The sequence below is a fragment of the Trujillonella humicola genome, from assembly GCF_046233715.1.
Lineage (GTDB): Bacteria > Actinomycetota > Actinomycetes > Mycobacteriales > Geodermatophilaceae > Trujillonella > Trujillonella humicola.
In genome coordinates this window covers 41,996-55,639 of record NZ_JBJNRJ010000027.1, presented here as the reverse complement: position 1 = coordinate 55,639, position 13,644 = coordinate 41,996, and the positions used below count along the sequence as shown (strand labels likewise).

The window sequence follows — 13,644 nt, the reverse complement described above, 5'->3', positions numbered from 1 at the left end:
CCCCCCCCCCCCCCCCCCCCCCCCACCCCCCCCCCCCCCCCCCCCCCCCCCCCCCCCCCGCCCCCCCCCCCCCCGCCCCCCCCCCCCCCCCCCCCCCCCCCCCCCCCCCCCCCCCCTCAGCCCTGGGCCGCGATGAGCTCGGCGATCTGGATCGTGTTGAGCGCGGCGCCCTTGCGCAGGTTGTCGTTGCTGACGAACAGCGCCAGGCCGCGGCCGCCGTCGACGCTCTCGTCCTGCCGGATGCGGCCGACGTAGCTCGGGTCCTTCCCCGCCGCCTGCAGCGGGTTCGGGACGTCGGACAGCTCGACGCCGGGCGCGGCGGCCAGCAGCTCGGTCGCACGCTCGGGCCGGATCCCGCGCTCGAACTCCAGGTTCAGCGACAGCGAGTGCCCGGTGAAGACCGGCACCCGCACGCAGGTGCCCGAGACGCGCAGGTCGGGGATGCCGAGGATCTTGCGGCTCTCGTTGCGGAGCTTCTGCTCCTCGTCGGTCTCCTCCGTGCCGTCGTCGACGACCGAGCCGGCCATGGGGACGACGTTGAAGGCGATCGGCCGCACGTACTTCTGCGGCTCGGGGAAGGCGACCGCGCCGCCGTCGTAGGCGAGCTCGTCGGCCTTGTCGACGACGGCCCTCACCTGCGCGTGCAGCTCCTGCACGCCGGCGATGCCCGAGCCGGAGACGGCCTGGTAGGTGCTGGCCACGATGCGGACCAGACCCGCCTCGTCGTGCAGCGGCTTGAGCACCGGCATCGCGGCCATGGTGGTGCAGTTCGGGTTGGCGATGATCCGGCCGTGCGCCTTCGCGACGTCGCCGGGGTTCACCTCGCTGCAGACCAGCGGGATGTCGGGGTCCTTGCGGAACGCCGAGCTGTTGTCGATCACGATCACGCCCGCCTCGGCGAAGCGGGGCGCCTGCGCGCGGGAGGTGGTCGCGCCGGCGGAGAACAGGGCGACGTCCAGGCCGGCCGGGTCGGCGGTGGCGGCGTCCTCGACGACGATCTCGCCGTCACCCCACGGCAGCGTGCTGCCGGCCGAGCGGGCGGAGGCGAAGAAGCGCAACGAGGCGATCGGCAGGTCGCGCTCGGCGAGGATCGAGCGCATCGCCGCGCCCACCTGGCCGGTCGCGCCGACGACGCCGATGTTCAGCGGGCGCATGCTCATCGTCCGGTCCCTCCGTAGACCACGGCCTCGGCCTCCTCGGTACCCAGGTCGAAGGCGTCGTGCACCGCGCGGACGGCCACGTCCACGTCGGTGTCGCGGCAGACCACGGAGATGCGGATCTCCGAGGTGCTGATGAGCTCCAGGTTGACGCCGGCGTCGGCCAGCGCCCCGAAGAACCGGGCCGAGACGCCGGGGTGCGAGCGCATGCCCGCGCCGACCAGGCTCACCTTGCCGATGTGCTGGTCGAAGCTGACGTCGGTGTAGCCGACCGTGTGCTTGACCCTCTCCAGCGCGGCCAGCGCCGCCGGGCCGTCGCTCTTGGGCAGGGTGAAGGAGATGTCGGCGAGCTTGCTGGCCTCGGCCGACACGTTCTGCACGATCATGTCGATGTTGATCTCGGCGTCGGCGAGCACCCGGAACAGCTGCGCGGCCTCGCCCGGGCGGTCCGGCACCCCGTAGACGGTGATCTTGCCCTCGCTGCGGTCGTGCGCGACGCCCGTGATGATCGCCTGTTCCACCGGGAGGTCCTCCATCGAGCCGGTCACGGTCGTGCCGGGGAGCTGTGAGTAGGAGCTGCGCACGTGCACGGGGATGCCGTAGCGGCGGGCGTACTCGACGCAGCGGAGCATGAGGACCTTGGCGCCCGAGGCGGCCAGCTCCAGCATCTCCTCGTAGGTGATCGTGTCCAGCCGCCGGGCGTTGGGGACGATCCGCGGGTCGGCGGTGAAGACGCCGTCGACGTCGGTGTAGATCTCGCAGACGTCGGCCCGTAGCGCGGCGGCGACGGCGACGGCGGTCGTGTCCGATCCGCCGCGGCCCAGCGTGGTGACGTCCTTGGTGTCCTGGCTGACGCCCTGGAAGCCGGCCACGATGACGATCGAGCCCTCGTCCAGCGCCGACCGCAGCCGGCCGGGCGTGACGTCGATGATCCGCGCCTTGCCGTGGCTGGACGTGGTGATGACGCCGGCCTGCGAGCCGGTGAACGACCGCGCCTCGTAGCCGTGCGTGCTGATCGCGATCGCGAGCAGCGCCATCGAGATGCGCTCGCCGGCGGTGAGCAGCATGTCGAGCTCGCGACCGGGCGGGTCACCGGTGATCTGGGCCGCCTGGTCGAGCAGCTCGTCGGTGGTGTCCCCCATCGCGGAGACCACCACGACGACGTCGTCGCCGTCCTGCTTGGCGGCCACGATCCGCTCGGCGACGCGCTTCATGTGCGCGGCGGAGGCGACGGAGGAGCCGCCGTACTTCTGGACGACGAGGGCCACGGGTCCACAGGCTACCGACGTCCCCGCGGGCGCCGTGCTTGCGTCCCCGGGGAGGGCGCGTTGTGATCACCCGGTGGGCGACCCCGAGCAGCACCTCCAGGGCGAGGACCCCGAGCGCTGGCTGCTCAGCGCCTCCGAGCGGGGCAACCCCGGGACGCCGCTCCCGGCGTGGACCGAGGGCAACCTCGTCCGGCCCCTCGTGCACGGCGCGGCGTACTTCGACCGGCTCGTCGAGGTGGTCGAGCAGCTCGGCGAGGGCGACCGGCTCTGGTTCACCGACTGGCGGGGCGACCCCGACCAGCGGCTGCGGCCCGGGGGTCCCACGGTCGACGAGCTCTTCAGCGCGGCCGCGCACCACGGTGTCGACGTCCGGGGACTGGTGTGGCGTTCGCACACCGACGCTCTGTCCTACAGCAAGGAGCAGAACCGGTCCCTCGACCGGGAGCTCGAGGCGGACGGCGGACGGGTGGTCCTCGACCAGCGCGTCCGCCGGGTGGGCAGCCACCACCAGAAGGTCGTCGTGATCCGCTGCCCCGCCGACCCGGCCCGCGACGTGGCGTTCGCCGGGGGGATCGACCTGTGCCGCAGCCGCCGGGACGACGCAGCGCACGACGGCGACCCCCAGGCCGTGGACATGGCGTCGGCCTACGGGCCGACCCCCGCCTGGCACGACGTGCAGGCCGAGATCCGCGGACCGGCCGTCGCCGTCCTGGACACGGCGTTCCGGGAGCGGTGGGACGATCCCACCAGCCCCGTCCAGGGCAATCCGATCGCCTACGTCATCGACCGCTTCCGCCGGGCGCGGCTGGATCCCTCCCCGCTCCCCCCGGAACTGCCGCCGCCACCGGCGTGCGGACCGCACCTCGTGCAGACCCTCCGGACCTATCCCAAGATCCTGCCCCGCTACGACTTCGCCCCCGAGGGCGAGCGCTCGATCGCCCTCGGGTACTCCAAGGCCATCCGGCGGGCCAGGCGGCTGATCTACCTCGAGGACCAGTACCTGTGGTCGGCGGAGGTCGCCCGGCTGTTCGCCGACGCGCTGGCCGACAACCCCGGGCTGCACCTCGTCGTCGTCGTGCCGCGGCTGCCCGACCAGGAGGGCGCCCTCAACTCGACCCCGCAGAACGTCGGTCGCCGGCAGGCGATCGACCTCTGCGTCCGCGCGGGTGGCGAGGACCGGGTGCACGTCTTCGACGTGGAGAACCACGCCGGGCTGCCGGTCTACGTGCACTCCAAGGTCTGCGTGGCCGACGACGTGTGGGCGAGCATCGGCAGCGACAACTTCAACCGCCGATCCTGGACGCACGACAGCGAGCTCTCCACGGCGGTCCTGGACACGACGCGCGATCCGCGTGAGCCACGCGACCCGGCCGGGACCGGCGACGGCGCGCGCGTGTTCGCACGGGACCTGCGTCTGGAGCTGGCCCGCGAGCACCTCGATCTCGCCCCGGACGGCAGCGATGATCAGCTGCTCCTCGAACCGGAGAGCTTCGTCGCCACCCTGGAGGAGCGGGCCGCCGCTCTGCAGGCCTGGCACGCGGCCGGGCGGAAGGGTCCGCGGCCTCCCGGCCGGTTGCGGCCCCACCGACCGGAGAAGCTCTCCCGGATGACCCGGCTGTGGGCCACCCCCGTCTACCGGCTGCTCGTCGACCCCGACGGCCGCCCGCTCCGGCTCCGCCTGCGCGGGGGGTTCTGACCGCTCGCGGTGCCCGCCGCGCCCACCCGGGGCGTCCTCACCGGTGTTGCGCCGGGCGGTGCCGGTCACCGACCTTCCCGGCGAGCAGCACGGGCACGGAGCACCCGTGTCCCAGCCGCTCGGCCGCGCTGCCCAGCAGCGCCCGGGACAGGCCCCGGCCGCGGCGCCCGACGACGACGAGGTCGGCCCCCTCCGCGGCGGCGAGCTCGGCCAGGGCGTCGGCCGGCCGGCCGCAGAGCAGGTGCGTCTCGCAGCACCGCACCCCGCTGCCCGCGAGCGTGGCGGCCGTGTCCGCCAGCAGGCGCCGGGCGTCCTCCCGGGCGGTCGCGTCGGCCTCCTCGGCCTCGTCGACGCCGATGACCGTGGCCACCAGGACCCGGCCTGCGGCCGGGCCGACCAGGCGCGCGGCGTCGGCGACCGCCTGCTCGGACTCCGCCGACCCGTCCACCCCCACCAGCACGGTCAGGCCGTCCCCGCGGACCGAGCCCGGCGCCGGCCCGTGCTCCACCGAGCTGCTGCGCCGGCGCGACCGCTCCAGGGCCACCGGCACGAGCAGCGGCCCGATGACCGCCCCGATGAGGTACCAGACGTTCTCCCGGAACCCCCGCCGGTGCAGCAGGAAGAAGACCGCGGCCACGCCGACCGCGCTCCACAGGGCGACGAACAGCAGCCAGCCGGTCCAGGTCACCGGGCACCTCCCGGGCGGCGCGTCGGGTGTGCGGACTCAGCAGCAGACAGCAGGCCCATGTACCCGGGGTGCTCGGCCGCCGCGGGCCCGGACCGGTCGGTCCCGGCACGACTCGCCGCCCCCCGGGCTGCCGGGACCCGGCAACGGAGCCGGGTTCGGCCCCGCCGTCCGCACCTCGCCGGCGGCGCGCGTGCGTGCGGCGGCGTCCGGGCCGCTGCTACGGTGGTCGGGTGCGCGGCAGCCTCCTGCTTACCCGCCGCGGCGAGGCCCTCTCCTAGGTCGGCCCCCTCGCCGCGGTGTCCTGCCGTGACGCCAGCGCGTTCCCGGCGCCTGCTGACCGCCCACCGGAGCTGAGTCCAGCCCGCGCCCGAGGAGCACCCACATGTCCCAGCACCAGCTGCCCGAGAACCACCCGCACGCCCGCAACCCGCAGCGGCCCTCGCCCATGCCGTTCGCCCGGTACGCGCCGTTCCCGCCGATCGAGCTGCCGGACCGCACCTGGCCGGAGAAGGTCAGCACGGAGGCGCCGCGCTGGTGCGCCGTCGACCTGCGCGACGGCAACCAGGCCCTGATCGACCCGATGACCCCGGACCGCAAGCGGCGGATGTTCGAGCTGCTGGTCCGGATGGGCTACAAGGAGATCGAGGTCGGCTTCCCCGCCGCCAGCCAGACCGACTTCGACTTCGTCCGCCAGCTGATCGAGGACGACCTGGTCCCCGACGACGTCACCATCCAGGTCCTCACCCAGGCCCGCGACGAGCTCATCGAGCGCACCTACGAGTCGCTGCGCGGCGCCCGGCAGGCGATCGTGCACCTCTACAACTCCACCAGCACCCTGCAGCGCCGGGTGGTGTTCGGCTCGGACCGGGCCGGGATCGTCGACATCGCCGTCCACGGGGCCCAGCTGGTCCGCAAGCTGGCCGAGCAGATGCGCGACACCGAGATCCGCTTCCAGTACTCGCCGGAGTCCTTCACCGGCACCGAGCTCGAGTTCGCCGTCGAGGTCTGCAACGCCGTCACCGACGTGTGGGAGCCCACCGTCGACCGGCCGACCATCCTCAACCTGCCGGCCACCGTCGAGATGGCCGAGCCCACGGTGTACGCCGACCAGATCGAGTGGATGCACCGCAACCTGGGCCGGCGCGAGGCCGTCGTCCTGAGCCTGCACCCGCACAACGACCGCGGCACCGCCGTCGCCGCCGCCGAGCTGGGCTACCGCGCCGGCGCCGACCGGATCGAGGGCTGCCTGTTCGGCAACGGCGAGCGCACCGGCAACGTCTGCCTGGTCACCCTGGGACTGAACCTGTTCAGCCAGGGCATCGACCCGCAGATCGACTTCTCCGACATCGACGAGATCCGGCGCACCGTCGAGTACTGCAACCAGCTGGGCGTGCACGAGCGTCACCCCTACGGCGGCGACCTGGTCTACACCGCCTTCTCCGGCTCCCACCAGGACGCGATCAACAAGGGCTTCACGGCCCTGGCGGCCGACGCCGCCGTCGCCGGCACCCCGGTCGAGCAGATGCCCTGGGCGGTCCCGTACCTGCCGATCGACCCGAAGGACGTCGGCCGCAGCTACGAGGCCGTCATCCGGGTGAACAGCCAGTCCGGCAAGGGCGGCGTCGCCTACATCATGAAGACCGAGCACCAGCTGGACCTGCCGCGCCGGCTGCAGATCGAGTTCAGCGGCGTGATCCAGCGGCACACCGACGACGAGGGCGGCGAGGTGACCGCCCAGCAGATGTGGGCGGCCTTCAGCAGCGAGTACCTGCCCGACCCGGCCGCCCCCTGGGGCCGGTTCTCCCTGTCCGGCCACCGGCACACCGCCCACGGCTTGCAGCTCGACGAGATGGTCGTGGAGATCGTCGACGAGGGCGTCCCCGTGACCGTCGAGGGCCGCGGCAACGGCCCGATCGCCGCCTTCGTCGACGCGCTGCGCAGCGTGGACGTCGACGTCCGGGTGCTCGACTACACCGAGCACGCGCTGTCGGCCGGCGGCGACGCCCGGGCGGCGGCCTACGTCGAGTGCGCCGTCGGCGACCGCGTCCTGTGGGGCGTGGGCATCGACCCCAACATCGTCACCGCCTCTCTGCGGGCGGTCGTCTCCGCGGTCAACCGCGCGCGGCGGTAGCGCCCACCGCCGGACGGGCCCGGGCAGGTCAGAACCTGCCCGGCCCGTCCTCCCGGCCGGTCTCGCGCAGCGAGGGGGCCGGGTTCTCCGGCGGGGCGTCGGCCGGCTCGTCGCCGCGATAGACGCGGTCGACCGAGTCGCCGGTCCGCAGCTCGTCGACGAGCATCAGGTCCCGCCGCACGTGCCGGCGGCGGTAGGCCACCCGGCTGATCATGTGCGCGGTCACCGGCGCGGTCACCAGCTGGAAGGCCGCCACCAGCAGCAGCATCCAGGTGGCCGACCAGCCGGAGAGCCGGATCGCTCCGCCGGTCATGATCAGCAGCACGCCCAGCGCCTGCGGTTTCGTCCCGGCGTGCATGCGGGTCAGCACGTCCGGGAAGCGCACCAGGCCCAGGCCGGCCGTCAGGCAGAGGAAGGCGCCGCCGAGGAGCGCCACCACGGCCACGACGTCGCTGACCGACTCCACCTCACCCATCCCCGCGCTCCCCTTCCCCCCGGGCAGGGCCGTCGAGGACCGGGGCCGGGGCCGGCCGGCCGGTCTCCACCGAGTCCCCACCGTCGGCCGAGGAGTGGAGGATCATTCCGCCGATGTAGCGGGCCACCGACACCGACCCGACGAACGCCAGCAGCGCCACCACGACGAGCACGGGGACGAGCGTGGGGTCGCGCTGCAGGGCCGCGTACACGGCCAGCCCCGCGGAGACGATGACCAGCAGCGTGTCGGTCGCCACCACCCGGTCCAGCAGCGACGGCCCACGGGCCAGCCGGACGACGGAGAGCACCGCCCCGCCACCGAGCATGCCGAACGCCAGCCAGGAGACGACGATCACGGGGTCCCCCGCTCCGTCGCGACGACCCGTCCGCCCGGGACCGCGCCCAGCGCGGCGATCTCGTCGGGGGTGCCCAGGGCTCGGACCACGCGTTCCTCCTCGGCGAGGACGGCGCGGCGCCGCCGCTCGACGTCCTCCTCGTCCCGCACCGCCAGGACGTGCAGCGCCAGGGTGCGCTGCTCCCGGTCCATGTCGATGACCACCGATCCCGGCACCAGCGTGAGCGACTCGGCCAGGATGGTCAGCAGCAGGTCGGAATCGGTCCGCAGCTGCACGCGGATGATCGCGCTCTGCCCGATCCCCCGCGGCCGGATGGTCTGCCAGGCGACCAGGAAGGCCGACCGCACGAGGTCCACCGCGAACGTGGCGAAGAAGACGAGGAGCCCGACCGGACGGACGTGGGCGCCACCGATGACCGGCGGCAGCGGGAGGAGCACCGTCACGGCCAGCGCGACCACGACCCCGCTGATGAGGTTCGCCCACGACCACGAGCCCCAGAGCAGGTTCCAGACCAGCACCAGCCACAGCAGCAGCGGCAGCTGGTGCCGCAACTGGTGGGCGATCCCGTACTCCGCGGCCGGCTGGTCCGGCCGGGCCGCCGGAGGTCCCGCTGCGATGCTCACGGTGCGTCCTCCGTCCCGTCGAGGACCGCGGAGACGTACGGCGTGCGGTCCAGGAGGTCGTCGGCCGCGCGCTGGGCGACGCCGTAGAGGGGGCCGGCCAGGGCGGTGAGCGCAACCGTGACCGCGACCATCGCCGCCGTCGCGCCGACCATGACCCGGGGCAGCGGCACCCCCGCCGGCCCGGCCTCCTGGCCGGCGCCCTCGGGGTGCCCGTCCGGGGCCGGCTCGGACGCCGTGGCCACCGCGGTGTGCCGGGCCCAGGCCGCCTGCCGGGCCGCGGCGCGGGTGGCCCGCCCCTCGCGCGACGAGCCGTGGCCACCGATCGCCTCGCCGGCCTCGGCGTCCCCGGGAGACAGGGCGCCCCCGTCGGCGCTGGCGGGGTCGGGCTCCGGCTCGAGCTCAGGCCCGGCGTCGTCGGCCGCCGCCACGTTCGAGTCCTCGACGGGCGGCTGCGCCGGCGGGCGCCAGAAGGCCCGGTTCCAGACCCGGGAGATCGCCAGCAGCGTGAGCAGGCTGGTCAGCGCGCCACCGGCCACGAGCACGACGGGCAACCACGTGCCGTCGACGATGCCCGCCTCGAGCAGGCCCACCTTGCCGATGAACCCGGAGAACGGCGGGATCCCGGCCAGGTTCATCGCCGGCACGAAGAACAGGATCGCCAGCAGCGGGGCGCTGCGGGCCAGCCCGCCCAACCGGTCCATGCTGGTCGACCCGCCCTGCCGCTCGATCAGCCCCGCGACGAGGAAGAGCGTCGTCTGGATGGCGATGTGGTGGACCACGTAGAAGACGGCGCCCGCGAGCCCCGCCGCCGAGGCCAGGGCGATGCCGAACACCATGTAGCCGATGTGGCTGACGAGCGTGAACGACAGGATCCGGCGGATGTCGGTCTGCGCGACCGCACCGAGGATGCCGATGACCATGGTCGCCAGCGCCGCCCACATCAGCAGCTCGTCGAGCGCCCCCCCGGGGAACAGCAGCGTCTGCGTGCGGATGATCGCGTAGACGCCGACCTTGGTCAGCAGCCCGGCGAACACCGCGGTGACCGGGGCCGGCGCCGTGGGGTAGCTGTCGGGCAGCCACGCGGACAGCGGGAAGACGGCGGCCTTGATGGCGAAGGCGATGAGCAGAATTGACTGCAGCAGCAGCTGGGTGCCCTCCGGCAGCTCCGCCAGGCGGACCGCCAGCTGCGCCATGTTGACCGTGCCGGTCGACGCGTAGACCAGCCCGATCGCGGCGAGGAACAGCAGCGAGCTGAGCAGGCTCACGACGATGTAGGTGATCCCCGCCCGAATCCGCGGCGCCGACCCGCCGAGCGTCAGCAGCACGTAGCTGGCGGTCAGCAGGATCTCGAACCCGACGTAGAGATTGAAGAGGTCCCCGGCGAGGAACGCGTTGGCCACACCGGCGATCAGGACCAGGAACGTCGGGTGGAAGATCGAGATCGGCGTCTCCTCGTCGCCGTCGGCGTTGCCCTGGCCGACGGCGAAGACGAGGACCCCGAGCGCCACCGTGGCCGCGACCACCATCATGAGCGCCGACAGCCGGTCCACGACCAGCACGATGCCCAGCGGCACCGGCCAGCCGCCGACGGACACCGCGCCAGCGCCGTCGGCGTCGGCGATGAACAGCAGCGCGACCGACACCGCGAGCACCGCCGCGAGGACCGCGATGCTCAGGGTGCGCTGCACGCGGGGGTGCCGGCCGCCGACGAGCAGGGCGGCCGCCGCGCCGAGCAGCGGCAGCAGCACCGGCAGCGGGGTCAGGACGCGGATCACCGGCGCCCCCGCTCCACGGAGGGCAGGTCGATGTCGTCGCTGGCGAAGGGCGCGTCGTCCTCGGTGTGCAGGCTGTCGGCGTGCCCGGCGGGCCGGTCCTCCGGTGCCAGGTCGTCGGGGTCCATCTCGTCGGAGTCCGTGCCCGAGCGACTGGCCACCCGGCGGTCCTCCTCGTCGACCCCCACGTTCTCCTGGCGGACCAGCCGCCAGGAGCGGTAGATGATCGCCAGCAGGAAGGCTGCGATCCCGAAGGTGATGACGATCGCGGTCAGGATCAGCGCCTGGGGCAGCGGATCGGACATCTCCTCCGGCTCGGCGTACCCGAGGACCGGTGCCAGCCCGGCGACGCCGCCCGAGGAGAGCAGCAGCAGGTTCGTGGCGTTGCCCAGCAGCAGGAAGCCGAGCAGCACGCGGGTGAGACTGCGGTCGAGAAGCAGGTAGACCCCGGCGGCGTAGAGCCCACCGATGACCACCGGAAGGACGACGGTCGGCGTCATCGGGCCACCACCTCGCCGGGCTCGACGTCGATCGGGTCGTTCTCGTCGAGCTGCCGGTCCAGCTCGGCGCCCAGGCTGCGCAGGATGTCCAGCACGAGGCCGACGACGATCAGGTAGACGCCGATGTCGAAGAACAGCGACGTCACCAGCTTCACGTCGCCGAGCACCGGCAGCGTCGTCTCCAGGATCGCCGTCTGCAGCACCTCGGCGCCCAGCGCCAGACCGACGACGCCGGTGCCGCCGGCGAAGATCAGGCCGAGACCGAGGAGAAGGCCGGGATCGACGGGGGCCGCCTCGCCCAGCTCGTAGCGCCCGCCGGCCAGGTAGCGCAGCACGAGCGCCAGGCCGGCCACCAGGCCGCCGGCGAACCCGCCGCCGGGCTCGTTGTGGCCGGTGAACAGCAGGTAGACCGAGAACACGACGATCGTGTGGAACAGGATGCGGGTGACCACCTCGAGCACGACCGAGCGGCGCTCGGGCGCCAGCGCCGCCGAGGCCGCCAGCCACTGCCGGCGGGGGGCGCGCCGGGAAGAGCGCTGCTGCCGGGCCAGGGCCACCGGATCCAGCCGGTCGACCGAACCGGTCCGCCGTCGCAGGAAGACCAGGCTGGCCACGCCGGTGGCCGCGACGACCAGCAGCGAGATCTCGCCCATCGTGTCCCAGGCGCGGATGTCGACGAGCGTGACGTTGACGATGTTCTGCCCGCCGCCGAAGTCGTACGCGGCGTCGGGGTAGTCGACCGACACCGGGGTCGCCGTCCGCGCGCTCATCGCCGCGGCGCCGGCCGTGGCCATCAGCAGCCCGACCGCGACGGCGATGACGCCGCGCACCGCGCGCTCGCGCGGACGGTGCCGCTCGGCGATGTCCTTGGGCAGCTTGCGCAGCACGAGGACGAACACGACCAGGGTGAGGGTCTCGACGAGGAACTGGGTCAGCGCCAGGTCCGGGGCACCCTGGAGCGCGAACATCACGGCCAGCCCGTAGCCGGTCACGCCCACGACCAGCACGGCCGACAGCCGCTGCCGGATCCGCAGCGCGAGGACGGCGGCCACCAGGATGACCGCGCCCACCAGCGCCTGCACCGGGGTGTCCCAGGCCCGCCACTCCCCCGGCCACGGCGCCCGGAACAGCAGCACCGTTCCGGGCAGGGCGAGGACGACGACCAGGATCGTGCCGAGGTAGGCCGGCAGCGAGCCGCGCTGGGTGGTGCCGGTGACGAGGACGGCGAGGCGGTCCAGCGCCTGCATCACGTTCCAGTAGGCCTCGTCGGCCGACGCGCCCACGGCCAGCCGCCGCTGGACCCGGGAGACGCGCTCGCGGACCGCGAACAGCGCCCAGCCGCCGAGCAGGGTGACCGCCGACAGCCCCAGCGCCGGCTGCAGGCCGTGCCACAGCGCCAGGTGCTCGGCCTCGGGCGCGATCAGCGGAAGCGCCTGCGCGTACTCGCTGACCAGCGGGTCCAGCAGCGGGCTGGCCGGCCCCAGCACCAGCCCGGCGGTGGCCAGCAGGGTCGGGGCGGTGAGGAAGAGCGGGCGCGGCACGTGGAGCAGCTCGGTGTCGGCGCAGCCGGGCTTGCGGGCGAACGCACCCCAGAGGAAGCGGAAGGTGTAGGCGGCGGTGAGCACCGACCCCAGGACCAGCCCGGCGAGCACGAGACCGGCCGCGGTGCGGTCGGCCAGCCCGCCCTCCCACAGCGCGGTGAACGCCGCCTCCTTGCCCACGAACCCGAGCGTCGGAGGGGCGCCGGCCATGGAGGCCCCGGCCAGGCCGCCGACGACGGCCAGCAGGGGGAGCCGCCGGCCCAGCCCGGACAGCACCCGCAGGTCGCGGGTGCGGGTGGCGTGGTCGACGACACCCACGGTCAGGAACAGCGTGGATTTGAACAGCGCGTGCGCGACGACCATGGTCAGGCCCGCCGCGGCGAGCTCCTGGCTGCCCGCGCCCACGAGCACGATGAGAAAACCCAGCTGGCTGACCGTGCCGAACGCCAGCAGCAGCTTGAGGTCCCGCTGCCGCAGCGACCGGTAACCGCCGACGAGCATCGTGGCCAGGCCCAGCCCCAGCACCACCGGCCGCCACCCGGGGACGTCGGCGAAGCCGGGTGCGAAGCGGGCGACCAGGTAGATGCCGGCCTTCACCATCGCCGCGGCGTGCAGGTAGGCGCTGACCGGGGTGGGCGCCTCCATGGCGGCGGGCAGCCAGAAGTGGAAGGGCACCATGGCCGACTTGGTGATCGCGCCGACCAGCACCAGCATCGTCCCGGCCACGAGGAACGGCCCCTCACCCGGGTCCACGACGACCTCGGAGAGCAGGTAACTGCCGCTCGTCTCCCCGATCATGATCAAGCCGACCAGCATCGCCAGCCCGCCGGCGGTGGTGAGGATCAGCGCCTGGCTGGCCGCACGTCGGGCCGCCAGCCGCGTGCCGGAGGCACCGATCAGCAGGTACGAGAAGACGGTGGTCAGCTCCCAGAACACGTAGAGCAGGAGCAGGTCGTCGGCGAGGACGAGACCGAGCATCGACCCGGCGAAGGCGATCAGCTGCCCGGCGAACCGGGGGGTGCCCGCGTCCGCGGGCTCGAAGTACCGCGCGCAGTAGAGCAGCACGAGGGCACCAACGCCGGTGACCAGGGCAGCGAGGGCGAGCGCGAGCGCGTCGAGGCGCAGGGCCACCTCGAGGTCGAGCGCGGGGACCCAAGGCACCGTCTCGCGGACGTCCCCGCCGTCGGTGATCCCGGCGAACTGCGCCATCACCCAGCCGAAGGACGCGGCGGGCACGAGGGCCAGGGCCACGAAGGCCTGCCGGCCCCACCACCGGAGCAGCATCGGAGCGACCAGCGCAGCCACCAGGTGCGCGAGCAGCAGTGCGAGCACAGGTCTCCCGGGAGTCGATGGCGGCTCGGGGACCACGGAGCGTCGGTCGAGCTACGCCGGCGGTGCCGACGACTCTACCCGGCGGGGTGGATCGGCCCGCCGACCG

The 13,644-nt window shown here is 73.8% G+C and carries 11 protein-coding genes; 2 read left to right on the top strand and 9 right to left on the bottom strand.

The genetic code is table 11. The features are described from left to right. Positions 1 to 116 precede the first annotated feature (116 nt). Positions 117 to 1,160: an aspartate-semialdehyde dehydrogenase gene (locus ACK586_RS14730; protein ID WP_409331240.1), complete on the bottom strand. Its 1,044-nt coding sequence runs from the start codon at positions 1,158 to 1,160 to the stop codon at positions 117 to 119. Further along, a complete protein-coding gene (locus ACK586_RS14725; RefSeq protein WP_409331239.1) occupies positions 1,157 to 2,425 on the bottom strand; it encodes an aspartate kinase in 1,269 nt (422 codons plus the stop codon). Before ACK586_RS14725 ends, ACK586_RS14730 begins: the two co-directional genes overlap by 4 nt. Positions 2,426 to 2,498: 73 nt before the next feature. Here ACK586_RS14725 and ACK586_RS14720 point away from each other — a divergent pair, with 73 nt between their 5' ends. Beyond that, on the top strand, positions 2,499 to 4,121 hold the full coding sequence (locus tag ACK586_RS14720) for a phospholipase D family protein (protein ID WP_409331238.1): 1,623 nt from the start codon (positions 2,499 to 2,501) through the stop codon (positions 4,119 to 4,121). 37 nt (positions 4,122 to 4,158) lie between these two features. On the opposite strand, the gene ACK586_RS14715 is transcribed toward ACK586_RS14720, so the two are convergent. After that, positions 4,159 to 4,809 carry a universal stress protein gene (locus ACK586_RS14715; protein ID WP_409331237.1) on the bottom strand — a complete coding sequence of 217 codons (651 nt, stop codon included), beginning with the start codon at positions 4,807 to 4,809 and terminating at the stop codon, positions 4,159 to 4,161. A 382-nt stretch (positions 4,810 to 5,191) separates the two neighbouring features. Here ACK586_RS14715 and leuA point away from each other — a divergent pair, with 382 nt between their 5' ends. Beyond that, positions 5,192 to 6,940 (top strand): 2-isopropylmalate synthase, encoded by a 1,749-nt coding sequence (gene leuA / locus ACK586_RS14710; protein WP_409331236.1) that lies wholly within the window; start codon positions 5,192 to 5,194, stop codon positions 6,938 to 6,940. A 28-nt stretch (positions 6,941 to 6,968) separates the two neighbouring features. On the opposite strand, the gene mnhG is transcribed toward leuA, so the two are convergent. From mnhG to ACK586_RS14680, 6 genes are read right to left on the bottom strand one after another with little or no spacing between them, the layout of a single operon-like run. Continuing rightward, the gene (gene mnhG / locus ACK586_RS14705) at positions 6,969 to 7,415 is read right to left on the bottom strand and encodes a monovalent cation/H(+) antiporter subunit G (RefSeq protein ID WP_409331235.1); all 447 of its coding nucleotides are present in this window, start codon (positions 7,413 to 7,415) and stop codon (positions 6,969 to 6,971) included. Beyond that, positions 7,408 to 7,770, bottom strand: a complete 363-nt coding sequence (locus tag ACK586_RS14700) for an MrpF/PhaF family protein (RefSeq protein WP_409331234.1) — start codon at positions 7,768 to 7,770, stop codon at positions 7,408 to 7,410. The genes mnhG and ACK586_RS14700 overlap by 8 nt, the downstream gene beginning before the upstream one ends. Then, entirely contained in the window at positions 7,767 to 8,393 is a 627-nt protein-coding gene (locus ACK586_RS14695) for a Na+/H+ antiporter subunit E (protein WP_409331233.1), read from the bottom strand. The genes ACK586_RS14700 and ACK586_RS14695 overlap by 4 nt, the downstream gene beginning before the upstream one ends. Beyond that, positions 8,390 to 10,168, bottom strand: coding sequence for a Na+/H+ antiporter subunit D (locus tag ACK586_RS14690; protein WP_409331232.1), 1,779 nt, complete (start codon positions 10,166 to 10,168; stop codon positions 8,390 to 8,392). The genes ACK586_RS14695 and ACK586_RS14690 overlap by 4 nt, the downstream gene beginning before the upstream one ends. Beyond that, on the bottom strand, positions 10,165 to 10,665 hold the full coding sequence (locus ACK586_RS14685; RefSeq protein WP_409331231.1) for a Na(+)/H(+) antiporter subunit C: 501 nt from the start codon (positions 10,663 to 10,665) through the stop codon (positions 10,165 to 10,167). The genes ACK586_RS14690 and ACK586_RS14685 overlap by 4 nt, the downstream gene beginning before the upstream one ends. Next, positions 10,662 to 13,538, bottom strand: coding sequence for a Na+/H+ antiporter subunit A (locus ACK586_RS14680; RefSeq protein WP_409331230.1), 2,877 nt, complete (start codon positions 13,536 to 13,538; stop codon positions 10,662 to 10,664). Before ACK586_RS14680 ends, ACK586_RS14685 begins: the two co-directional genes overlap by 4 nt. Positions 13,539 to 13,644 lie beyond the last annotated feature (106 nt).

What these genes read in the sequence shown, in the direction of transcription:
- leuA (WP_409331236.1), top strand. Translation starts at nt 5,192, where the DNA reads ATGTCCCAGCACCAGCTGCCCGAGAACCACCCGCACGCCCGCAACCCG.
- ACK586_RS14685 (WP_409331231.1), bottom strand. Translation starts at nt 10,665, where the DNA reads ATGACGCCGACCGTCGTCCTTCCGGTGGTCATCGGTGGGCTCTACGCC.
- ACK586_RS14730 (WP_409331240.1), bottom strand. Translation starts at nt 1,160, where the DNA reads ATGAGCATGCGCCCGCTGAACATCGGCGTCGTCGGCGCGACCGGCCAG.
- mnhG (WP_409331235.1), bottom strand. Translation starts at nt 7,415, where the DNA reads ATGGGTGAGGTGGAGTCGGTCAGCGACGTCGTGGCCGTGGTGGCGCTC.